We start from the raw sequence: 22,745 nt of genomic DNA, 5'->3' as shown, positions 1-22,745 counted from the left end.
AATGGCTTACGCGTGTGCAAAAATCATCCGACCGCAGATCGGGCCACCGGCAGGTTGACCCGTCGGGCAAAACACTGGCACGATGACATGATCGACTTTAGCGGCATCCAACTGGCGACCAGTTGATGACCCGCTCTTGGTGACGACCTCTTCAGTCATGGATCACTTCAGCACGAATCGGCTATCCGCCGAGCGACTGAACGAAAGTCACCTCGCCGACCTCGTCGCGCTCCATCAGGATTCCGAAGTCTCCCGCTATCTCGGTGGGGTGCGGACGCCCGACGTCACGAAGACCTATATCGCGACCAACATGGCGCATTGGGACCAGCACGGGTTCGGACTCTGGACGCTACGAACAAAATACGGGGCGTTCGCGGTCCGGCACATCCTCGTCGATGACATCGACGAAATCGAGATCTTCTACGCGTTCAAACGCGAATTCTGGGGCCAGGGATTTGCAACCGAGATTGCGGCCGCGATGACGGACATCGGGCTGTTACAGCTCGCGCTGCCATCTCTCATCGGCATCGTGAATGTCGGGAACGGTGCATCCCGCCGCGTGCTGGAGAGATCAGACTATCTCCTCGAGCGGAGCGCGAACAGTCGCGGCGAGGACGTGGTGATCTACCGGAAACGGCGGTAAGTCGCCCGGACCGACCGGTGCATGGTCTGCTTTGAACCGACACGGCACGAACGATCCCCGCACCTCAAGCCAAGGCTGCCGAGCCGACGCCCTGCTGATCGGCGGCCGGCAGGCATCGCCTGTCCGACGCGTCCAAGCTGCTTCAGGCCGCCCCTTGGCGGACGATGGAACCCCGGAACTCAAAGCCCAACTGTGAGTTCCTTGTACCGACCCTGTGGTCCGGTCCCGGCTACGCGTGGCCGCCGGGGCAAACACGGGTCTTCTTTTTGGGAATGCTTTGAGGGGGTGCAATGACCGGTACGTCCACGGGTGCTTCCGATAGCAGCCCCAAAGATTTGCCAAGAGTTTCCACCGGCAGCGAGGGCCTTGATGACATCCTGGGCGGCGGCTTGGATGCCAACCGGATGTATCTCTATGAGGGAAGGCCGGGCACCGGCAAGACCACGATCGCGCTGCAATTCCTACTGAGGGGAGCGCATGATGGCGAACGCGTGCTCTATATCTCGCTGTCCGAAACCAAGAGGGAGCTGAGCGTCGTCGCGCAGCGGCACGGCTGGTCGCTGGACGGCGTCGATATCTTCGAGTTGGTCCCGCCTGAAACGACGCTCGATCCCGACCGGGAGCTCACCGTGTTTCATCCTGCCGAGATGGAACTGAGTGAAACCACCAATGTGATCTTCAAGGAGGTCGATCGGATCAACCCTGCCCGCGTTGTGCTCGACAGCCTCTCCGAACTTCGCCTGCTCGCCCAAAACCCGTTGCGCTACAGGCGGCAGGTACTGGCCCTGAAGCATTTCTTCGCCAAGCGCAACTGCACCATCGTCCTGCTCGACGATCTGTCGTCGTCTCAGGACGACCTGCAGCTGCATTCGATCGCGCACGGCGTGGTGATGCTCGAACAGCTTGCCCTCGACTATGGGTCGGAGCGACGTCGGCTTCGCGTGATCAAGATGCGCGGGATGCGCTTTCGCGGCGGCTTCCACGATTTCAACATCGAACGAGGCGGCCTGCGCATCTTCCCGCGGCTGATAGCGGCCGAACATCACACGCCCTTTACCGGCGAGGTCACGCCCAGCGGCAATGCCGAGATCGACCAACTCCTCGGCGGCGGACTGGAGCGCGGCACCAATGCGCTTCTGTTAGGCGCTGCCGGTGTCGGTAAATCGTCGCTGGCACTCAGCTATGCGATCGCAGCGGCCGAACGTGGCGAGCACGCGGTGTTTTTCGCGTTCGACGAAGGCCGCGGCACGATCGAGGCCCGCGCCCGCACCCTGGGACTGCCCATGGAACGCCACATCGAGTCGGGGGTGCTTCGGTTTCAACAAATTGATCCAGCCGAGCTGTCCCCGGGCGAGTTCGCCGCAATCGTGCGGCAAAGCGTCGAAGTCGACAAAGCCCGCATCGTCATCATCGATAGTCTGAACGGCTATATGCACGCGATGCCGGACGAGCGATTCCTCATCCTGCAAATGCACGAGCTGCTGACTTATCTCGGACAGCAAGGCGTGATGACCATCCTGATCCTTGCCCAACATGGGCTGGTCGGCCCGGCAGAGACGCCGCTCGACATCAGCTATCTCAGTGATTCGGTACTGATGCTGCGCTATTTCGAAGCAGGCGGAACGGTTCGGCGCGCCTTGTCTGTCGTCAAGAAGCGCAGCGGCAATCACGAGCATACCATCCGCGAATTTCGCCTCACCAGCCGCGGCGTCGTGCTCGGGCCACCGTTGAAGAACTTCAGCGGCATCTTCTCCGGCACTCCGCACTATACCGGGACGACGCTGCCGGAAGGATCGGCGGAATGAGCCCCGCCCGCGGTCATCAGGTTCTCGTCTACGCTCCGATCGGCCGCGACGGACCGGCGTCCACCGATCTTTTCCGCAGCTCGGGCCTCGAAGCGGTCAATTGCCGAACTCTGCCTGAACTCGTCAGCGCGTTGAACGCCGGGGTCGGAGCGGTATTCCTGGCCGAGGAAGGGTTGTTCGGAAAGGAAACGGCACCGTTGGCAGAATGGGTCGAGCGGCAGCCGCCATGGTCGGATCTTCCCTTTGTCATGCTCACGAGCCATCGCGAGCAGCAGGCGGTCGTCGCCTGGCGCCATCGGATGGTCGAGATCCTCCGCAACGTTTCGCTGCTCGAACGGCCCGTGCAGCCGATCACGCTGACCAGCGCGATCCAATCAGCGATACGGGCGCGCCGGCGCCAGTACGAAATCCGGGCTCTCCTCGAGGCACGCGAGCAGAGTGCACAGGAGCTCGAGAAGCTCGTCGTGGAGCGGACGCGCGAGCTGAAGGACGCCAACGAGCAACTGCGCCTCGAAATGAACGAGCGCGCCCGCGTCGAGGAGACGCTTCGCCAGGCTCAGAAGATCGAAGCCATCGGCCAGCTCACCGGCGGCGTGGCGCACGACTTCAACAATCTGCTGATGGTGATATCCGGCGGCCTCGACATGCTCGACCGCCAGTCGGATCCGAACAGACGCCGCCGCCTGATGGACGGTATGATCCAGGCAGCGCAGCGCGGCGCCAGCCTGACCAAGCAGCTGCTGGCGTTCTCGCGCCGTCAGAAGCTTCGACCGGAGCCCGTCGACATCGCTGCGCAGATCGGCGGCATGCGTGAACTGCTCGATCGAAGCCTGAGAGGCGACGTCCATGTCGAGTTCGAGCTTCCGGATTCGCTGTGGCCGGTGGAGGTCGATCCCGGAGAACTCGAGCTGGTGTTCCTCAATTTGGCCGTCAACGCCCGCGACGCTATGCCCAATGGCGGTACGATCCTCGTCCGCGGCGAGAATCTGCCCGGTCTGAACGACGATGAGATCGCCGGCGACTATGTCCGGCTGTCCGTGATCGACACAGGCGTCGGCATGGCTCCCGAGATCCTGTCCCGGGTTTACGAGCCGTTCTTCACGACCAAGGACGTCGGCAAGGGCTCGGGACTTGGGCTCGCGCAGGTCCACGGATTTGCGACCCAGTCCCGGGGCACCGTGCGAATTCGATCGGAGGTCGGCCGAGGCACGAGCATCGAGCTGTACTTACCGCGATCGTACGATCTTCCTTCCAGCGAGCGACATCTGATCGACCTCACCCGGGTGCGGCCGAAAAGAAGCAACCAGGGCCAGGTCCTGCTGGTTGAAGACGACGACGAGGTTGCCGCGCTGGTCAGCGAGATGCTCGGCCAGCTCGGTTACGAAGTCACGCGCGCCGCCAGCGCTGCCGCGGCGCTCGGCGCTTTGGCCGATGCCCGCTCGGTCGATGTTGTTTTTTCGGACATCATGATGCCGGGCGGCATGAACGGCGTCGAGCTCGCGCGCGAGATCCGAAAGCGGCGAAGCGACATCCCGGTATTATTGACCAGCGGATATGCCGAAGCCTCAGCCCACGACGCTCACGCAGCGGGCATCCAGATCCTCGCGAAGCCCTACCATATCGAGGAGCTGGCGGCAGCGCTGAGCGCGGCAAGATCAAGTCTACAGCCCGAGGCAGGATCCAAGCGCTCCAATTCCTGTTGAACGGTCGAGGATTCGCTGCGTCGATCCAGGTACGCCGTCTTACCGGAAATATCCCAACACCAGATCGATGTCCGAGCCGCCGGCAACCGTGCCGTTCAGCTCGGCGTCGATGACGCGGCGGCAGGCTTCGATCGCGGCGTGGTCGCCCAGATCATTTGCGGCTTCCAGCACGAGCCAGGCCGCGTCCACCGACGCCTTGTCAGGTGCTCCGCCGATATCGGCGGTGACGGCACTGTCGAGCTTCTTCTTGCGAACGGCTGCGCCGAACTGAGGCAACATTGCAAATACTCCCCTGTCGAATTCCCGCTCAGTGGACCTGAAGCTCGGGCTGATGGCCCGAAACGGAATCGGCACCCGTGCTATTCTTGCGCGACTGGTAGAACTTCAGAACGCTGCGCGAGGTCTCGATCTTGAGCCGGCCGAAATCGCGCTCGTTGTCGTGGAGCTCGCGCGCCGTGATCAGATGATCCCTGGCACCGAGGAACAACAACGACATGGTCGTGTCCCAGGAGAAGTCGAGCGCCCTGCACAGCACCAGAATCATCTCGCGGTTGCGGTCCATCATCGCGCGCTCGATCACGTCGACCGGCAGCGACGAGAGCAGCGACAGGCCGATCTGCACCTCGTCGAAGCGATGCTGGCGCGCATAGTTCGAGATCGAATCCTGGTTGAGGTTGCCCTGGCGATACTGCGTCGTCACCACGCGCTTGGCGACGAAATAGCTGCGCGAGGACGGGCCGAACTTGGACTGAAGATCGCCGGTGACCTCGGTCACCGAGCTCTGGATCTGCGCCATCATTTCGGGCCGCTCCGTCTCGAGGCGGTGGCGGACGTCTGCCGAGGCCTTCGAGATCAGCTGCTGGAAGATGTGGCGCGGCACGTCCTTGCGCAGGCCAAGCTGCTCGGCGAGGATCGAATCGCCCTCGGCGCGGCGGACCATGTGCAACAGGCCCGAACCGGAGAAGCGCGCGCCCTCGTTCCTGACTACCGAGGTCACGACCTCCTGATCGCCGCGCTTGACCAGCACGTCGGTGAGGGCCTCGCCAATCGACTTGCGCTGGGCGATCGCGAGCAGATGCGACTGTCCCTTGGTCATGGCGCTCTCGACCAGCATCTTCTCGTCGAGGCGATTGGAGTCGCGCAGCACGGGACCGGCGACCTCGATCTCGTCGTCGAGCGCGAGCTTTTCGATGACGTTCAGGGGAGCGTGATCGCACGCCGACATCAGCTCCGAGAGCTGCGCCCGCGCGGCGACCTCGATCTCTTCGGCGAGCCGGCCGATGACCTCGCCGAACGTACTGATCTCGTCGTCGCTGTAGCGACCGGTAATCAGAATGTCGGTCGCATGCCACAACGCCTTCGCCCGGCTTTCGTCGGTGCCGCGCGCGATCGCGTCGTCCAGATCCTGCAGAAGCGATTTCGCCCCGTTCATCTCGATCACCCCAGCTCTTGGTCGTTCTTTTGCGAACCGTTGCGCCTCAGTTGACGCGACGCCGAATTCCTCTGGAAACCGACGCTAGAGATGAAACGCGAGAATTCAGTAAAATCGGCAAATCAGTTTTGCCGGGCAAAATTCATTCAAATGCGAGGGAACGGGTTTACCGATGCGCAAGGCATCAGCGACGGAGCGCGATTTAGCTGGAGCCGTCTCACGGATTCTGCGGCATCAGCACCAGCGGCGGCTTTGGCTTGGGCTTTGCGGGCGCAGGGCCCGGGGCCGGCTTCACGTCGATTGGCGGCGGCAGCGGTGCAAGCTGTTGGCTCGCAAGCGGCGGGCTCGGCGCGGCGGGCGCGGCCTGCGGCGCCTTCGGCGTCGGAGCAGCCTTTGGCTCGACCCTGGGGTCGACCTTGAGCTTTGACGGCGCGCGGCGCGGATCCTGACCCGGCAGCGGCACATTGGCCGGCGCCTGCTCGGGCGATGTATCCGGAGACACCAGCGTCGGCAGCGCCGCGGTCGCCGGTGGCGGCTCGCCGCGCTCGATGGCATCGAGCCGGCGCGTCTCGCGATCGATCGTGCGCACCGCAAGCCACGAGGACAGCGGCGCAACGTCGATGGTGCGGTTCAGCCTGTCGGGAGGTCCCGCCGCGAACAGCTGGATCTCCGGCGGGGCGCCGGAGAGGCCGGTCATGATCGGCGTCAGGCTGGCGCGGATGTCGGCCTGGTCGGCGGGAATGTCGTAGCCGCCGGAGACGATGGCGCGGGCGTTCTTCGCTTCCAGCGGCGTCGCACCGACGCGTAAGCGTCCGTCGCGGATCGTGAACGGGATTTGCGCCGAGGGCACCGCGATCGGTGCGGCGGCAAGCGCTGGCTCGACGAGCTGGCGCAAGCGGTTGTCGTCGGAGAGCTGGCCGCCATCGCTGGCGCGGATCGCGATCTCGAATGCACGCGGATTGAGGCCGCTGATTTCCGCGGAGTCCAGCGTCACCGTGCCATTGCCGGCGAGCGCGCCGGTGAGCGCCGCGACGCTGCGGCCCTGGCTGGTCAGCGCCATCTGCACCGAGACGCGCCCCTTCGGCAGCGCGAGACCACGGTAGCGCAGCGTCGCCGCGTCGACATTGCCGAGCTCGATACGCGCATTCAGCGCAAGACCACCCGCGCCGTTGCGCGCGTCAAAACCCGCCGACATCTCGCCGCCGCCAACGCCGCCTTTCAGCGCATCGAACGCGAGCGACTGGCCGTCGCTGCGGATCGTGCCGCCAAAGGGGCGCAGCTCGATGCCCCCGGGCAACGTCCCGCGCAACGCCTGGAAGGCGACCCGGCCGCGCCAACCCGTGGGGAGCCCCGCACTCAGCGGCTCGCCCGTATCCTGCCCGACCGCGCCGATCGCCATCGCGAGCGCCGGCGCAAGATCGAGCGTATCGAGACCGACTTCGCCGTCGACGCTCTTCTCCTGATCGAGCGTCACCGCCAAATGGCCGCGCAGATGCGAGCCGGCCGCATTGCCGTCGAGATCGTCGAAGGTCAGGCGATTGCCTGTCAGCCCGACGCGGGAGGACAGGCTGACGTTCTGCGCCGATTTGTCGGTCGGGCTGATCCCGAGCAGCGGCGCCAGATTGACATTGCGGACACGTAAATTGACGCTGCCTTTCGGCTCCGACAATTCGACGCTACCTTGCGCATCGGCATCCAGACCGCCGCCGCCGAGCTTCGCGTTCAATTGCAACGGTCGCCGCCAGGCGCCGGTCAGCTTGCCCTCGAATTGCGAGGCGCCCTCGCCTGCGGCCACCACGCGGTCGAGCCCAAGCAGCGTCAGCAGCGCGCCGGCCTGCGGCGTCGAGACTTTCGACTCCAGCGTGAAATCGCTGCTTCGCAAGCGGTCGAGATCGATGCCGCCGGTGGCGGCCGCCGGCAGCTGCGTGGCCAGCGTCGCGGCCGCCCTGAGCTGCGGCGCGTCTAGCTCGAGCACGGCGCGGGCATTGCTGCGATCGGCATGCTCGGCGTTCTTGTCGAGGCTGAGATCGAGCTTGAGGCGGGCCCCGCCGGGCAGTGCCGGGATGGCATCGACGCGCGCGCGCACCGCAGGCGCAAACGGCTCGATCAGCGCGGTGAGGTCGCGCAGCGAATTGGCCGAGGATTTCAGCCCGAGCTTGCCGGTCGCTTTGGTGCGGTCGAAGCTGCCGCTCGCCTCGGTGGTGACGCCGCTGGCCTGACCGAAGCGCAGCTGCTCCAGCGACAGCGATGCGGGGCCGAAAGCGAGCTTCGCCGCGAACGGCCGCAGCTCCTGGCCGGCGGAGATCGCGCGGCCGATATCGAGCGAGAGTTTTGCCTCTTCCGGCCACTCGCCTTGCGGTCCCGCGAGCGCGCGGACGAAACTTGCGGCGGCGTCGAGGTCGAGCCGGTCGGCCTTGAGGTCGGCGTCGATCCGCGAGCCCTTGCTCGCCCCTGTCTGCACGAAGGCGATATGGCCCTCCACGGTGCCGCCTTCGATGTCGGCCCTCAGCCTGTCGATGGCGAGATGGTTGGCGGCGATCGTCACGTCGCCGGCAAGGCGCAGCGGCCGCGTGCTGCGGCGGTTGATCTCACTGCGGCCCTGCAGCCAGGCCATCAGCGTGTCCGGGTCGGACGATTCGACGCCGAGACGGCCGCTGAAGCTGTCGGCGCCGGGCGTCGCGCCATTGAGCGAGAGCTGCGTCATGCCGGGCGCGCGCAGCTCGAGCCGCTGGAAGGTCCAGGATCGTCCGTCGGTCTGAAGCTCCGCGGTGATGTTCTGCAGCGGACGGCCGCCGAGCATGATCTGGTCGGAGTTGAACTCGATCTGCGCCGGAATCGGCGCCTGCGGAATTGCGGCGAGCCCTGCGCGCAGCGCCGGCAGGATGCGGAGCGGCTCGGCATCGTCCTTGGCCGTTAGCCTGTCGGCATCGACCTGGCGCGCCGACAGAACCGCGCGCAGCAGCGGCGAGGCGCCGAATTTGAGGTCGCCGACGCCGCCGAGCTTCAGCGCGCTGTCTTCAGTGCCGAAGCTCGCGTCGATCTGCTCGAACTTCGCGCCGGCCGGGTCCGCCCTGAGCTTGGTCGTGAGCTTCCACGGCATCGGCCCGGCCTCGCCCGCCTTCTTGACGGCCGGCACGGCCAGCGTCAGCGCGCCGTCGAATTTCGGCAGGCGGTTGTCGAAGGCCAGCACGCCTTCGAGATCCGCGAGGATGGCGCGCTCGCCGGGATCGATGTTGAGGTGGAGACGGGTGGCGTTACCGTCGGCGCTCGGGCCGGAGGAGACGCGGAACGGATAGCGCACCCCGGCGGCGGTGAATCTGCCGTCGCCGCGCACTGAGCCCGCGAGCGAGCGGACATCGCCGGAAAAGGCGATGTCGTTCAGCTCCAGCGTCGAGCGGCTGGCGGCATCGTGCAGCGCAATGCGACCGGTGAGATTGAGCCGCTCGATGGCGAGGGACGCCAGATTGAAGGTGCCGCTCGCGGTGGAGGGCAAGTCCACCCGTCCCCTCGCATCGAGGCCGAGATCGACCGCCATGCCGCCCACCGAAAGCTCGGTGGCGCGCCATTCGCCGCGCATCAGGGAGCTGAGGCTGAACTCGACGTCGAGCTTGTCGGCGCGCAGGCGGCCGAGATCGTTGTTGCCGCCGAAAGCGACGGAGCGCAGCCGCAGCGTCGGCGCCGGCAACAGCCGCGCGTCGAGTTCGCCCGCGACCCGCACCGGCACGCCGATGATCTTGCCAGCCTCCGCCTCGAACTGGGGCCTGAACTGGTTCCAGTCGACGTAGTAAGGCCCGATCAGCGCGGCCAGCAGCGCAATGATGAAGGCAATCGCCAATCCGAGCAGCGTCGTCTGCACGGGTCTCCCCTCGGCCAAACCGGCAACCGGACCAAACCCTGGCCTTAGCGGACTTCAGGCGTGCCGGAACAGTCCTTATATAGGGGGAAGTGTGGCGAAGTCACAGCGACTGTTGCGCGCGGAGGTTAACACTCGGGCGCCTCACCAGCTCGCCGGCAGCCTCTTGAGGCCGCGCAGCACGAAGGTCGGCCGCCATTCCGGGTTTTCGACGTCGTCGATGCGCAGATCGGGCAAGCGCCGCAGCAGCGTGGCAATGGCGATCTCGGCCTCGATGCGCGCCAATTGGGCGCCCAGGCAGAAATGGATGCCGCCGCCGAACGACAGCGGCTTCACGTTCTGGCGGGTGACATCAAGCCGGTCCGGCCGGTCAGGATAGACCGCCGGATCGCGGTTGGCCGAGCCGAGCAGGCACAGCACGGTCTCGCCCTTGGGGATCCTCTTGCCGCCGAGATCGTCGATATCCTCCAGCGCGACGCGTCCGGTCATCTGCACCGAGGAATCGTAGCGCAGGAATTCCTCGATCGCGCCTTCCATCAGTTCGGGGCGCGCCTTGAGCAGCGCAAGCTGGTCCGGATTGCGGTGAAGCGCCAAAAGGCCGTTGCCGATCAGGTTGACGGTGGTCTCGTGGCCGGCGCCGAACAGCAGGATGATGTTGGCGGTCAACTCCTCGTTGGTGAGCTTGTTGCCGTCCTCCTCGGCCTGCACGAGCTGGGTGGTGAGATCGTTCCCGGGATTGCGGCGGCGCAGCTCGAACAGCTGCTGAAAATACATCTGCGCCATCAGGTTGCCCTCGTTGCCCTTCTTGATCTCCTCGGCAGACAAGGGCACGGGATCGAGCAGCCGCCCGCCGTCGCGCGAGCTCTTGTAGAAGACCTCGCGATGATCCTCGGGGATGCCGAGCATCTCGCAGATGATGGTGACCGGCAGGCGGAAAGCGAAATCCTCGATCAGGTCCATGTGGCCGCGGTCGATCACGGCGTCGATGGCCTGGTCGACGATCTCCTGGATGCGCGGCCGCATGTCCTCGACCCGGCGCGCGGTGAAGGCCTTCACGACGAGGCCGCGCAGGCGTGTGTGGTCGGGCGGATCAGCCTGCAGCATCCAATGGCTCATGCTGCGGAACACCGGCTCGTCCATGATCTTGTCGCTGTAGCGGCGCCTGGAACGCTCGACGAAATCCTTGCCGAAGCGCTTGTCGCGCATCACGAGGGTGACATCGGCATGGCGGCTGGCAACGAACTGGCCGAACGGCGTCACATGGACCGGATCGATCGTGCGCAGCCGGTCGTAATGCGGATAGGGATCGCGGATGAAGTCCGGCGACAGCGGATTGAACAGCGGTGCGCCGCCGGCGCCTTGCACATGCTCGTTCATGGTGACCTCAAATCGGTTGCCGCATGACACGCCACACGCCGATCGCAGTGCCACTGCCCGGCGTAACCATCCCTGAATTTATCAACTCGATACATTGTTGTATCGAGTTGCACTCTGCCTTAACCTGGTCCGATGTCAAGGGCGAGAACCAGGCCGACCAGGGACGCTACGCGGGACAGGCTGTTCGAGGCGGCAGCGCGCGTGTTCGAGGAGGACGGCATCGGCGGCGCCAGCATCGAGGCGATCGCGGCGGCGGCAGGCTTCACCCGCGGCGCGTTCTATTCGAACTTCAAGAGCAAGGACGAGCTGATCATCGCCATGCTCGAGGACCATGTCGAGCAGTCGATCCGTCGTAACCTCGACATCCTCGCCGAGCACGACAATCTCGACGATTTCATCGCTGCGCTGAAGACGATGGACCGCAGCCGGCAGGATCCGCTCGGCCGTTCGCCGCTGCTGCACATGGAGATGATCCTGTTCGTCGCGCGCGCCGAGAAGCGCCGCCCCGAACTTGCAAAACGCCTGCGCGCACGGCGCAAGCTGGTCGCCGAGATCCTCGAGGCGACCTTGAAGAGCAACGGCAAGAACGAGAAGCTGAACTCGCCCTGGATGGCCTCGATCGTGCTCGCGCTCGAAGACGGCTTTCGCCTGCACCGGCTGATCGATCCCGAGACGACGCCGGCCGACAGTTTCCTGCGCGCGATTACGGATTTGCGGCGCAGGACGGGATTGGCGTCGGACCGGCGAGAGTCCTGATGCACCGCCAAGCTGGCTCCACGCTCGAACGCGGACCGTTCGAGCGGTCCGGTCAAGCGTCGGCCACTCCGCGCGCCGACATCAGAGCTCCCGAAGGCAGACGATTGATTCACGCCTCGACGCTGCCCCGGGCCGCTTCATTGCCTGCCCGGTGTCGGCTCGGCGCTACTTCTTCTTTGCAGGCCCGAAATCCGGCTGCCAGGCGGCTTCCTTGCGGGTCGGGGCCGCGGCGATCACCTTGGTTTTGTCTTTCTTCGGCTTCTTGGTTTCGCGATTGCTGCGTTGCTGGCCCTTTGCCATGTCACTCTCCTCTGTTGGTTCGAGTTGGTCGAATTCATCCGCTTGCAGCACCCGTCCGCGCGGGGTGCAGACCCTGACGTCCATGTAGCCTTCGCGCAGCAACTTTCGAGCGAGGCGCAGTGCGACCGTCGCGGTGCCGCGGCCGAGATTGGAGCTGGCGTATTCGTTGGTTCCGCTGACCAGATACGGCACGCTTGCTGGCCCAGCCATTTGGAATGGCCGCGCCGCACGCGAGAATCAGAAAAAACGGCGGCCCGATCGCCCGCGGCACGATCCAGTTCGAGATCCCGAACACGCGACATCGAACGCTCCTGCGAAGCCTTCGGCGGGAGCCCACGGCCCCTCAGTCACCGGTCAAAGCCGTCGAGACGTGCGGTGATGACACAACGCTACCCCCGTGCCGAACCAATAGCGAGCATTAAATCCCTCGCGGGCGGCTATGCCGCCGTGGACCCCGTCGTTTGCCAACGCGGTGACGATAGTGCTGGCCATGGCCGTGCCAAAGGCGCATGGTTTGAGGTGCCGGCACCGGTTGGGGCTTCACTTGCGAAAGACAGGCGTGCATGACCATCCGCTCGCGGCGAGAAACCGTCACCTTCAAGCATCCGTTCCGGGTCCGCGGTATCGACCGCATCTTGCCGGCCGGCGCCTACGAGGTCGTCACTGACGAGGAGACGATCGAGGGCCTGACCTTCGCCGCCTACCGCCGCATCGCTACGATGATCACGGTGCCGGCCGAAGGTAGGGGCGGCACCACGGAGATGCTGTCGATCGGCTCTGTGGATCTGGCGAATGCGCAAGCCGCAGACGCGAGCATCGCCAATGACTGAACACCCGGTCGACCTCGACAAGCACCGCGGCATGGCCGCGCAAAAGGCGACCGACCTGCGCCGCGCGCTGGCCGACGTCGAAGCCCAGGTCAGGGAGCTGCGCGAGCGCGAAGCCGATCTCGAGCACCGCATGATGACGGTGCCTGCCGCGTCCTGGGCGGAGGCCGCGGTGAAGGCGCGTCATTTGCTTAACCTCTATGCCGCGGGCCTACCCGCCGAGGACACGCGGCACCGCGCGCTCGTGTCGGCGCTGTTCGACGATTTCGCCCGGCTGTCGGGGGAGAGCTGAGGTGAACGACCGCCGCCTGCATTCTCGACACGTGCCACGCGCGACGGGAAAGCAGGCGGCCGGTCGCCGGTGGTGATATGAGGGGCGCGATCGTGCCTTGCAATCACGTAACGGAGCAAGCCATGACATTGACCAGCGGCCGCTTTATCAGCCACGAATACGACCGGATGATCGTCCGGTTCTCGATGCATGACGGCACCAGGGAGGTTCCCTGCGCGATCTCGACCTCCGCGATGGACGATCTCGAGCGCGGCCCGCAAGTCAGGCCCGAGCAGCGGGAGGCCCAGTTCACTCGCCTGCGGGATCGCATTGAGGCGCGCGCGGCGAGCAAATATCACGCGACGGAGTTCGAAGGCACGCCGCCGGGCATCGTGCTACGCGGCATCGATTTCAGGCCATAGGGGAAGGCAGCACCCGACCGCCGGAAGCAAGGCGAAAGGGCCCGCTATCGTCGCGGTCCCATCATCGCAGCCCCCCAACCTTTTCTCTACGCCGTCCCCGTTTTGACCGCCGGCAATGGCGCTTTGCGTTCAAAGGGCTTCTTTTTCGGCGGCGCGGGCAGCAATCCCTCTCTGATCGCCTGCTTCCTGGCGAGCTTGCGGGCGCGACGAATAGCTTCCGATTTCTCGCGCGTCTTTTTCTCCGACGGCTTTTCGTAGGAGCGCCGCTGTTTCATTTCCCGGAAGACGCCCTCGCGCTGCATCTTCTTCTTGAGAACGCGGAGTGCCTGCTCGATATTGTTGTCTCTGACGAGTACGTGCAATTGATCCTCCGAGCTGGGGGGCTGCCAATGCGAGACGTCCTGCAGGGCAGCCGATTGCGCAGGAGCTTGATTGTGATTTTTGAGGAGAGGTGCGGCGACACTCGTCGCGGCTTCGGACGAGCTGATCTGCTTGTCAAAGCGATGCAGCTTGGCGGCGTGAACGTGACCACCGTCGTGCAGCGCTGTCAATCGCTAACGTCCTGCTTGCAGACGATGGACACAAAGCGCCTCGATCGGGACAGGAGAACTGCCTCGCAGACGACAAACTGGCTTAGCTCCTTGCAAAATCATGGAAATCGTATATAGTGAACTCGTTCGATTAGCCGCTGTGCCTTGTTGAATGCGCCCGCGGGCTGCTTTTCCAGAGACATCGACGAAGTTGAAGATGGCCGCGTGATTATCGCGCGGGACGCGTTCGCGCGCACTTTGGAGAAGACGATGACGACAGGTACTGTTAAGTGGTTCAATGGCCAAAAGGGCTTCGGTTTCATTCAGCCGAACGACGGTGGCAACGATGTGTTCGTTCACATCAGCGCCGTTGAACGGGCCGGTCTTGCAGGTCTCGGAGAGGGCCAACAGGTCAATTTCGAGGTCAAGACCGATAAGATGCGAGGCAAAGTCAGCGCCGAGAACCTCTCGCTGGCTTGATATCGTGGCGCCGTTTCACGGATGTACTGAAACGGTCGCCCTGCCCCCGCTCGATCTCCTGGATTGAGCGGGTTTAGTCGTTTTCGGAGCCGGGGGAACGATGAGCACCAAGAAACCGGCACCGCCGTCACCTGAAAGCGTCGCGCGGTCCGATCGTCGGCGCCTGGCCGCTGAAGACGGAGCGCAGGCAATGGCCGATGCCGAAAGGCAAGCCATCGACGTTCGCAAGAACATGGCGCGGCTCCGAGCGGCGCGCGAGGCCAAGGAAGCGGCTGACGAAGCTCTTCGGCTCGCCTTGCCGGCGCCCGCGCCCAAGAAGCGTTCACGGAAGCCGGCGCGATAGCGTCTTGAGGCGCCGCCGAATTTGGGGGACCGATCACATGCCGGAGAGTGCAGATCGTGCCTAGAATCAAACCAGACCACGGAACCATCACCTTCCTTCTCGCGTCCGGCGCAAATCGGCAGATGTGCCGGCTTGCCACGACATTCAACACGCAGAAGCAGGCCTTCAGCTATTTGCAGAAGCATCGAACGGAGTTCGAACGTATGGCGCGGGCGCGCCTTGCTTCAGGAGAGCTCGAAGACGGGATTGTCGTGCTTCCGATGCTCTAGTCGGAGCAAAGACGTGAGCATGAGCCCTTTCGGCGATCTCAACTGACCCGTCGAACTCTCTCGCAGACGAACATCGCTCCCCAAGACGGAAGCCGCTCGCATCCCGCACATTGATGGCCAGACCGCCGCTGCTGGCGAACAGCTCGCGCTGTTTGGCAATATCGGCAAGAGACCGCGCCGCCTCGATCTCCGCAGCCCGCCGGCTGGTTAATCCAGACCTCTGGTAATGCGTTGGCGGCGGAGTGAGGGTGACCAACGTTAGATGGATCGGTTCTCGCTAAAGCGGACTCCCGATCGAACGCGGAACGGCCGGTTTATCGACTACAGCCCGAGAACCGACTTGACCGATCCAGCTTCGCTGAAGGACCAGTCAATCGGCTTGTTCTCCGTCAGGAAGACGATTGAATTGGCCGGATCAAAGCCGATCTCGGCGAGTCGACCGCGAACATCCTTGTACAAAGCTTCCTTTGCGCGTCGGAGCGGCCAGCAAGCAACGTGATTTCGATGATGATGGTCGAACTCGGATCGCGTCGTCCCAAGAACGTCGGATGGCAGATCATCTCGCTTGGGGGATACCGCGAGATCAAGCAAAAGTCGTCCTCCGGATGGACCCCACAGGTGGCCACGAGACTTGCATGGAGGCATGCATTGATGGCCTGGCATGTCTCAGTTGCCAATGCCTCGGGGACGTGAAGTCGGTTGAACGGCATCTGTCTTGTTCAGCCCAATACGCATCATTCGATGCGGGGAGATATAAGATCTCTGGCTCCAGAGCAACACTCCCGAAGGCCTAGGCCGATTGCTTCGCCGCGTCGCGCGCCGCAACATCCAGCCGCCGCAGCATCGCCCTCGCCTGCTCGGCACAGTGCTCGATCAGCCAGCGTTCGAACGCGACGGGAGGAAGCGCGGGGGCGTAGAGGAAGCCTTGCACGACGTCGCAGCCGAGCTCGGCCAACGTCTTGCGCTGGCCCTCGGTTTCGACGCCCTCGGCGACCACGGTCATGCCGAGGCCCTGGCCGACGCGCACCACGGCGGTGGCGATCGCGAGCGCGCCCGCGTCTTTCTCGATGTCGCGCATGAAACTGCGGTCGATCTTCAATTCGCGGATCGGCAGATGCGCGAGCCGGCTGAGGCTCGAATAACCGGTGCCGAAATCGTCCACGGAGAGGCCGACGCCGAGTTCGCGGATCGCGTTCATCGTCTCCAGCGCCGCGACGCTGTCCTGCATAAACGCGCCTTCGGTGATCTCCAGCATCAAGGCGTCCGCCGGCAGATCGTTTTCGGCGAGGATGTCCTTTAGCCGCGCGGCCAGCGTGACGTTACGGAAATTGATCGGCGACAGGTTCACCGAGACGCAGGGAATGTCGAGTCCGGCGCGGCGCCAGCTCGCCATCTGGCGGCAGGCCTCGCGCACCGACCACAGGCCGATCTGCCCGATCAGGCCGCACTCCTCGGCGAGCGGGATGAACTTTGCCGGTGAGACGTCGCCGAGTACGGCATCACGCCAGCGCGATAGCGCCTCGACGCCGTGGATGGCGCCGTCGCAGCTGCGAATCTGCGGCTGGTAGCTCAGGCTCAGCGCGCCTTCCGCGATGGCGCGGCGGAGCGCTGCGATCAGCGCCAACCGCTGCTCGGTGACCCCGTTCACCTCAGCACTGAAAATGCGATGGGTCGAGCGGCCGGCCTGCTTGGCCATGTACATGGCGGCGTCGGCCTGCTGCATCAACGTGTCGATGTCGGTGGCATGGTCGGGATAAAGGCTGATGCCGATGCTGACCGACATCGGCATCAACTTGGATCCGAGCCTCAAGGGGGCGGCCATCGCTTCGGTGATTTCCACCGCGACGCGCTCGGCGCTCTCGGCGTTGCGTTGTGGCAGCAGAATGACGAACTCGTCGCCGCCGAGCCGTCCCAGCATGTCTTCCGGGCCGATCCGCTCGCGCAGGCGTTCCGCGAGCTGGATCAGGAGCTCGTCGCCCGCGGCGTGACCCAGGGTATCGTTGACGTCCTTGAAATGATCGACGTCGAGGAATGCCAGTGCGATATGGCTACCGGTCGGGCAGGCATCGATCGCCGTGGTGATCAGGTGCCGCAGCTGCGCGCGGTTCGGCAGGCCGGTGAGGATGTCGTGATAGGCGAGCCGCGCGATCTCGGCGCGGGCTTCCTTGCGCTCGATCGCGAAGGCAGCGAGGTCGACGCAGGCCTCGACGATGCGTCGGTGCCAATTGCTCGGCGCGCGGGGCTCCCGGTAATAGAAAGCGAACGTCGCAATGACCCGCCCGTCCTTGGCTTTGACGGGGGTCGACCAGCAAGCGCGCAGGCCGATCGCCAGCGGCATGGCCTTGTAAGGCTGCCAGCGGGGATCGGTCTCGAGATCGATAGCCAGCACCGGTTCACCATAGAAGGCGGCAGTGCCGCAGGAGCCGACAGCGGGGCCGATCGCAACACCCTCCAATGCGCGGGAATAGTCCTCGGGCAGGCTGGGACCACCGAGCGGGTGGATCAGGCCCGCGGCATCGACGTGAAGCAGCGAACAGACGACGTCGGGCGCGATCTCCTCGACGCGGCGACAGAGCCGGTCGGCGATCTCGCCGATCGGCACCTCGTCAGCCAGTGCCCCCATGATGAGCTGCTGGAGCGAGCGCAGCTGCTTGGTCTCGGTGATGTCGTCGAGCAGCGCGAAGATGTGCTTGACCCGGCCCTTCCTGTCGCGAAAGGCATCGATCCGGGCGCTGACCCAGATCTCCTCGCCGTCCTTAGTATAGATTAGAATTTCGGCTTCACCGCCCGGACCGCCCTTGATGAGACGCCGTCCGATCGTCGTCAGCACTTTGCGGTTGGTGTGACGACCGGCCAGCAGGTCGCTCGCCCGTCGCCCCTCGGCTTCCGCGACGGAATAGCCGAAAAGCGAGGTGAACGCTGCATTGATGTAGCGGATGTCGAGCTCGGTGTCGGTGATGAGCACGGCGCGGTTGGTCTGGTCCGAGACGGCGTCGAGCAGCGCGATGCGCGCGCGGCGTTCCGCTTCGGTGGTAACGTTGCGCGCGAACACGACGCGATGGGTCGCGCCGCCGCTTGCGAAGGACGAAAGCGAGACGGCCGCCCGAATCCGGCTGCCGTCGGGTCGGATCAGGCTGATCTCGTCGCGGAACTCCGCGATCGAATCGTCCTGAAGACACTTCAAGGTGAGAATTTCGGCATCATGGCCGAGCACGTCGATGCGCGCGAGCTTCCAGACCCGCTCCGCACCGGCGTTGAAATGCGTGATGCGACGCGCGCTGTCCACGATGACGATAGCATCCTCGACGCGTTCCAGCGCGGCCAACAACACGTCCGGAGTTTCAGTCACGAGACAATCGGAGGCAGACATCGACAGACCCGGGGGCATCGGGACGAAGCGGCAATCGGCCCGAGGCTAACGGTCCGATGGTATCCGAGACGTTTTTGCAATCCCTCTCCACGCCTGCCAAGCCGCGACATGCTTAACTTTCGGCGAAAGAAGCGCAGCTAATGCGGTATGTCCGGAACTCACTCCGCGGCGCGGCCCTGGAGCTTGTGCAGCCGGCCGGCCACGGCCCGCACCTTGCCTGGCGCAGCCTGCCAGATCGACAGCGCCGACAATCCGCTCACGACTATCGCGATGCCGAAGGCGAGCGTGTAGTCGCCGGTGCGATCGTAGAGAAAGCCGGTCACCCAGGGACCAGCCGCACCGCCCGCCAGCGCCGCCAGCATGATCGTGCCGAAGATGCTGCCCTGGTGCCTGCCCTGGAAAATCTCGAACACCACCGCGCCCATGATCGAGGTGAGCCCGTAGCCGAGCGCGCCCTGCGCGAACACCATCACGTAGACCAGCAACAGCGACGGCTGGAACTTCAATGCCATCAGCGCTGCAAAGCAGATCGCAAAGCCTGCGCAGCTGATCGCCCATACCCATTCCCGCCCGATCCGGTCGGAGACATAGCCGAGCAGGATCTGGCCTGGAATGCCGAGCAGGCTGACGGTGCCGAGCGCCCACACCGCCACGCCAGGGCTGAAGCCGATGTCGAGCAGGAATTTGGTCTGGTGCACCTGCACCGCGTACCAGATGTACAGGCCGGAAAAATAGCCGAGCGCGATCCACCAGAACCGCGCGGTCGCGACGGCGCGCTTCAGCGTCCATTCGGTGCCGACCCAGACCGGATCTACGATATTGGAGACGGGCTTTGCCGCTCCCGCGACCGGAGCGGCATCGCCGTCCGGCTGCAGGCCGATATCCTCGGGACGCTTGTGCAGCAACAAATTGATCGGCGCCAGCACGACCAGAATAAGTAGCCCCATCGCGGTGCAGGCGGTGCGCCAGCCGGTCTGCTCGATCATGTGCTGCACCCACGGCAGCAGCGTCACCGAGCCGATGCCGACGCCGGCAAAGGCGATGCCGATGGCGAAGCCGCGTTTGCGGATGAACCAGTTCGGCAGGAACAGCGACTGGCCGGAGTAGCCGAGACATACCGAGCCGGCACCGACCATGACGCCGATGGTGACATAGAGATGCCACGGCGTGCTGGTGAGCGGCGCAAGCAGCAGCCCGCCGCCCATCAGCAATACACCCAGTTCCATCACCGCGCGCGGGCCGGCGCGATCCATCAGGCGGCCGATCAGCGGACTGACCACACCGGATACCACGAAGCCGAAGGAGAAGGCGCCGGCAGTGACGCCACGCTCCCAACCGAATTCGGAGATGATGGGAGGAAAGAACAGTGAAAAGGCGGTACGCGCGTTGACGCCGATGGCCATGGTGACGAAGGTCACGGCGACCACGACCCAGCCGTAGAAGAACGGAAGTCGCATATTGTGTTTGTTTCATCCCTGGACGGTCCTACCGATCATCCGGGATCGCCTGGGTCAAGCGCTTTTCGCGTACGGCCCCTAGAGCGGTGGACCAGCACTCCAGACGTCGAGTTCATGCGCCGGCGCCTCCGCGACGGCATGGACGGGCCTGTCCCCGCTATCCACGCCTCGGCTATCCAAAACGACGAACGTGGATGCCGGAGACAAGCCCGGGCACGAGGGTCTCTTGTGCATGTTCAAACGCCGTGAAGGCGGCGCGCTCAGGCGGCGTCGCGGCGCGACGATTTGACGGGCGCATCGAACAGAATCCGCTCGATCGGCTGCGGGCGGCCGAATAGATACCCTTGCGCAAAATTGACGCCGAGCGCCTTCAGCCGGTCGAACTCCTCGCGGGTTTCGACGCCCTCGGCGGTGACCGACATGTCCAGCCCGCGCGCCAGCGTCACGATCGCGGAGATGATGGCGGAGCTGCGCGGCTGATGTGTGAGATTGCGGATGAACGATTTGTCGATCTTGATCTTGTCGAACGGGAACGCCGTCAGATAGCTGAGCGAGGAATAGCCGGTACCGAAATCATCGAGCGCGAGCTCGATGCCGAGCTGCTTCAACCGCTGCATGAAGGCGTGATTCTCGCTGCCGCGCTCCAGCAGCACGGATTCGGTGATCTCGATCTCCAGCCGCTGGGGCGGCAGGCCGGCATCGGCGAGCGCCGCGCAGATCATTTCGAACAGCCTGGCCTCCTTGAATTGGATCGGCGACAGGTTGACGGCGACCGCGAGGTCGGAGGGCCAGCCGGCCGCGTCCGCGCACGCGCGCCGCAGCACGAACTCCCCGAGCGGCACGATCAGCCCGGTCTCCTCCGCAAGCGAGATGAACTGGTCCGGCGGGATCAGGCCGCGTGTCGGATGCCGCCAGCGCACCAACGCCTCGAAACCGCGGCGCGTGCCGCTAAGGGCGTCGACAAACGGCTGGTAATGCACCTCCAGCTGGCACTGCGCGATGGCATCGCGCAGATCGCCCTCCAGCGTGTTGCGGGCCTCCAGCTCGGCCGACATCGCCTCGTCGTAGATGGTGAAGCAGTTGCGGCCCGCTGATTTCGAGCGATACAGCGCAAGATCCGCCTTCTTCAGGAGCTGCTCCTGATCGCGGCCGTGATCCGGCGCGATGGCGATGCCGATGCTGGTGCCGATCTCGACGCGGTGACCGGGCAGGAGGAACGGTTCGGTCAACAGCTTGGCGATCCGCGCCGCCAGCTCGGTCGAGCAGGTGCGCTGATCCTGGCAGCGCTCCTGGATGATGGCGAATTCGTCGCCGCCGAGCCGTGCCAGCACGTCGCCGGCGCGCACGGCCGATTTCAGCCGCTGCGCCACTTGGCGCAGCAGCGCATCGCCGGCGCCGTGACCGAGCGAGTCATTGACGTTCTTGAAGCGGTCGAGGTCGAGCATCAGGATCGAGAACGTCGGCCCGCCGTCCTCCAGCCGGCCATTGAGCTCGTCCAGCCGGGCGAGGAAAAAGGCGCGGTTCGGCAGCCCGGTCAGGATGTCGGTCTGGGCGAGCTCGAGCACCCGCCGGTTGGCCAGCGACAGCCGCCGCGAATTGCGGCTGGCGAGCATGAGATAAGTCGACAGCGATAGCGTCAGCAGCATGCCGACGATCAGCACCGCGCCCGCGCGATCGTAAGTCGTCTCCAGCGGACCGCCGGCAGTCGGCACCGCCCGCACCTGCCAATCGGTATCGCCGATCCTGAGACTTCCCGACCAGTGCAGCGCCTGCGCGACCTCGCGCATCGATTGCGGCGCCGTGGCCGCCGATGAATAGTCCGGCAGCATCTGCTCCAGGCTGACGATCTGTCCGGTGAACGGCGGATAGACGTTCATGCTGACCGCGGGGCTTGCTGCGGTGGTCACGCGAATGGTCTGGATCAGCAGCGGCAGGTCGAACACGCCGACCACGAAGCCGGCGAGATTGCGGCGCCGGTCCGCGTCCGTCTCGCGCGACGTTCCCTTGGCATAGACGGGAACGGCAACGAGGACATCAGGCAGCCGGCCCCCTTCCCTCGGCTCGAAAAGGCGCGTGCGAATGGCCGCGACCTTGTCGTTGTCGCGCGCACGCTCCAGAACCGCACGGCGCTCGGGAACGGTGGCGTAGTCCATGCCATAGACCGGCGAGGTCTTCGGCTGGGTCGAGTAGAACACCGGAAAATATTCATCGCTTTGAGGCGCGGTCGCGAAGCTCTCGCCCTGGAGCGCCTTGATGCGATAACCTGAAACCCCGTCCGTGATCGCCGCGGCCTCGTATTCGGAGCGCTCCTTGCGGTTGACCCGCGGCAGCCAGGCGATGCGCAGCATGCCGGGATGGCGCTCGAACAGGCGGGCGCTGAAGGTCTCGAATTCACTGCGGGTGACTTCGTCGTTGGTCGATTCGAACAGCGTGCGCAGCGCGAGCAGCCTGGAGATGTATTCGCCCATGCCGTTCTGCATGACGATCGCCTCGGTTTCGGCCGCGTTCTCGAACTCGATCCTGTTGACGCGATCTTCCCACCGCGCCACGGCGGCCGCGCTCACGAGCGAAAACAGAAGACCGACGCCGGCCGCGACGAGCGCAGGGCGATAGAGACTGAGCAGCGGCGCAGCACGCCACCATCCGGTCACACGCCCCCGATCCTGATCGTTCTGATCGCGATCGCCCATCTTGAAGCCGCCGTCCCCTGTCTGCGACGCCGAACCTCTGGTTGAGGCACCGGCGCCGCTATCGGAACAAGGCCGCGGTTAAGAACTGCACAATTTCGGAACCGGATCGTACCGCACCGCATGGATTAGTTAATGAACTGCGCGAATGCCCCGGCATTGTGGACACCTTGCCGATTTCGCCCGGAGTACTACGGCCTGCCGACACCCCGCCGGTTAG

The 22,745-nt window shown here is 64.7% G+C and carries 20 protein-coding genes and 1 pseudogene; 10 read left to right on the top strand and 11 right to left on the bottom strand.

The genetic code is table 11. The features are described from left to right. Positions 1 to 6: 6 nt before the first annotated feature. The gene (locus IVB28_RS06435) at positions 7 to 159 is read right to left on the bottom strand and encodes a hypothetical protein (RefSeq protein ID WP_247525193.1); all 153 of its coding nucleotides are present in this window, start codon (positions 157 to 159) and stop codon (positions 7 to 9) included. Here IVB28_RS06435 and IVB28_RS06430 point away from each other — a divergent pair. The 3 genes from IVB28_RS06430 to IVB28_RS06420 all read left to right on the top strand — a co-directional run bounded on the left by IVB28_RS06430 (position 158) and on the right by IVB28_RS06420 (position 4,151). Next, positions 158 to 643: a GNAT family N-acetyltransferase gene (locus tag IVB28_RS06430; RefSeq protein ID WP_247525192.1), complete on the top strand. Its 486-nt coding sequence runs from the start codon at positions 158 to 160 to the stop codon at positions 641 to 643. The genes IVB28_RS06435 and IVB28_RS06430 overlap by 2 nt on opposite strands. A gap of 290 nt (positions 644 to 933) precedes the next feature. Continuing rightward, entirely contained in the window at positions 934 to 2,448 is a 1,515-nt protein-coding gene (locus IVB28_RS06425; RefSeq protein ID WP_247525191.1) for an ATPase domain-containing protein, read from the top strand. Next, positions 2,445 to 4,151, top strand: coding sequence for a response regulator (locus IVB28_RS06420; RefSeq protein ID WP_247525190.1), 1,707 nt, complete (start codon positions 2,445 to 2,447; stop codon positions 4,149 to 4,151). Before IVB28_RS06425 ends, IVB28_RS06420 begins: the two co-directional genes overlap by 4 nt. A 39-nt stretch (positions 4,152 to 4,190) precedes the next feature. Here the strand turns inward: IVB28_RS06420 and IVB28_RS06415 are convergent, their stop codons facing one another. From IVB28_RS06415 to IVB28_RS06400, 4 genes are all read right to left on the bottom strand, one after another. After that, the gene (locus IVB28_RS06415; protein WP_247525189.1) at positions 4,191 to 4,430 is read right to left on the bottom strand and encodes a hypothetical protein; all 240 of its coding nucleotides are present in this window, start codon (positions 4,428 to 4,430) and stop codon (positions 4,191 to 4,193) included. Between the two features lie 28 nt (positions 4,431 to 4,458). Continuing rightward, on the bottom strand, positions 4,459 to 5,583 hold the full coding sequence (locus tag IVB28_RS06410; protein WP_247525188.1) for a DUF2336 domain-containing protein: 1,125 nt from the start codon (positions 5,581 to 5,583) through the stop codon (positions 4,459 to 4,461). 217 nt (positions 5,584 to 5,800) lie between these two features. Continuing rightward, positions 5,801 to 9,439 (bottom strand): AsmA-like C-terminal region-containing protein, encoded by a 3,639-nt coding sequence (locus tag IVB28_RS06405; RefSeq protein ID WP_247525187.1) that lies wholly within the window; start codon positions 9,437 to 9,439, stop codon positions 5,801 to 5,803. 141 nt (positions 9,440 to 9,580) lie between these two features. After that, a complete protein-coding gene (locus IVB28_RS06400) occupies positions 9,581 to 10,813 on the bottom strand; it encodes a cytochrome P450 (protein ID WP_247525186.1) in 1,233 nt (410 codons plus the stop codon). A gap of 132 nt (positions 10,814 to 10,945) precedes the next feature. Here IVB28_RS06400 and IVB28_RS06395 point away from each other — a divergent pair, with 132 nt between their 5' ends. Further along, the gene (locus tag IVB28_RS06395; RefSeq protein WP_247525185.1) at positions 10,946 to 11,569 is read left to right on the top strand and encodes a TetR/AcrR family transcriptional regulator; all 624 of its coding nucleotides are present in this window, start codon (positions 10,946 to 10,948) and stop codon (positions 11,567 to 11,569) included. Between the two features lie 165 nt (positions 11,570 to 11,734). On the opposite strand, the gene IVB28_RS06390 is transcribed toward IVB28_RS06395, so the two are convergent. Beyond that, entirely contained in the window at positions 11,735 to 12,079 is a 345-nt protein-coding gene (locus tag IVB28_RS06390; RefSeq protein WP_247525184.1) for a hypothetical protein, read from the bottom strand. A 353-nt stretch (positions 12,080 to 12,432) separates the two neighbouring features. Between IVB28_RS06390 and IVB28_RS06385 the strand changes: the two genes are divergently transcribed. From IVB28_RS06385 to IVB28_RS06375, 3 genes are all read left to right on the top strand, one after another. Next, complete coding sequence (locus IVB28_RS06385; RefSeq protein ID WP_247525182.1) at positions 12,433 to 12,699, top strand: hypothetical protein; 267 nt, start codon at positions 12,433 to 12,435, stop codon at positions 12,697 to 12,699. Then, entirely contained in the window at positions 12,692 to 12,988 is a 297-nt protein-coding gene (locus tag IVB28_RS06380; protein WP_247525181.1) for a hypothetical protein, read from the top strand. The genes IVB28_RS06385 and IVB28_RS06380 overlap by 8 nt, the downstream gene beginning before the upstream one ends. Positions 12,989 to 13,110: 122 nt before the next feature. After that, positions 13,111 to 13,389: a DUF1488 domain-containing protein gene (locus IVB28_RS06375; protein WP_247525180.1), complete on the top strand. Its 279-nt coding sequence runs from the start codon at positions 13,111 to 13,113 to the stop codon at positions 13,387 to 13,389. A gap of 86 nt (positions 13,390 to 13,475) precedes the next feature. Here the strand turns inward: IVB28_RS06375 and rpsU are convergent, their stop codons facing one another. Further along, positions 13,476 to 13,751 (bottom strand): 30S ribosomal protein S21, encoded by a 276-nt coding sequence (gene rpsU, locus IVB28_RS06370; RefSeq protein WP_247525355.1) that lies wholly within the window; start codon positions 13,749 to 13,751, stop codon positions 13,476 to 13,478. A gap of 438 nt (positions 13,752 to 14,189) precedes the next feature. Here rpsU and IVB28_RS06365 point away from each other — a divergent pair, with 438 nt between their 5' ends. The 3 genes from IVB28_RS06365 (at position 14,190) to IVB28_RS06355 (ending at position 15,011) form a co-directional block, all read left to right on the top strand. Next, positions 14,190 to 14,399, top strand: a complete 210-nt coding sequence (locus IVB28_RS06365) for a cold-shock protein (RefSeq protein ID WP_028138021.1) — start codon at positions 14,190 to 14,192, stop codon at positions 14,397 to 14,399. Positions 14,400 to 14,499: 100 nt separating this feature from the next. Then, positions 14,500 to 14,742: a transcriptional regulator gene (locus tag IVB28_RS06360; protein WP_247525179.1), complete on the top strand. Its 243-nt coding sequence runs from the start codon at positions 14,500 to 14,502 to the stop codon at positions 14,740 to 14,742. A 47-nt stretch (positions 14,743 to 14,789) separates the two neighbouring features. Next, on the top strand, positions 14,790 to 15,011 hold the full coding sequence (locus IVB28_RS06355; protein ID WP_247525177.1) for a hypothetical protein: 222 nt from the start codon (positions 14,790 to 14,792) through the stop codon (positions 15,009 to 15,011). A gap of 321 nt (positions 15,012 to 15,332) precedes the next feature. Here the strand turns inward: IVB28_RS06355 and IVB28_RS06350 are convergent. The 4 genes and pseudogenes from IVB28_RS06350 to IVB28_RS06335 all read right to left on the bottom strand — a co-directional run bounded on the left by IVB28_RS06350 (position 15,333) and on the right by IVB28_RS06335 (position 22,528). Beyond that, positions 15,333 to 15,571, bottom strand: a pseudogene (locus tag IVB28_RS06350) (tautomerase family protein). A gap of 230 nt (positions 15,572 to 15,801) precedes the next feature. Continuing rightward, positions 15,802 to 18,381, bottom strand: coding sequence for an EAL domain-containing protein (locus IVB28_RS06345; RefSeq protein ID WP_247525176.1), 2,580 nt, complete (start codon positions 18,379 to 18,381; stop codon positions 15,802 to 15,804). A 158-nt stretch (positions 18,382 to 18,539) separates the two neighbouring features. Next, positions 18,540 to 19,838 carry an MFS transporter gene (locus IVB28_RS06340; RefSeq protein WP_247525175.1) on the bottom strand — a complete coding sequence of 433 codons (1,299 nt, stop codon included), beginning with the start codon at positions 19,836 to 19,838 and terminating at the stop codon, positions 18,540 to 18,542. A 260-nt stretch (positions 19,839 to 20,098) separates the two neighbouring features. Next, a complete protein-coding gene (locus IVB28_RS06335) occupies positions 20,099 to 22,528 on the bottom strand; it encodes an EAL domain-containing protein (protein WP_247525173.1) in 2,430 nt (809 codons plus the stop codon). Between the last annotated feature and the right edge of the window lie 217 nt (positions 22,529 to 22,745).

This window comes from Bradyrhizobium sp. 199, assembly GCF_023073355.1.
GTDB lineage: Bacteria > Pseudomonadota > Alphaproteobacteria > Rhizobiales > Xanthobacteraceae > Bradyrhizobium.
This window is presented reverse-complemented; position numbering and strand designations above follow the sequence as displayed.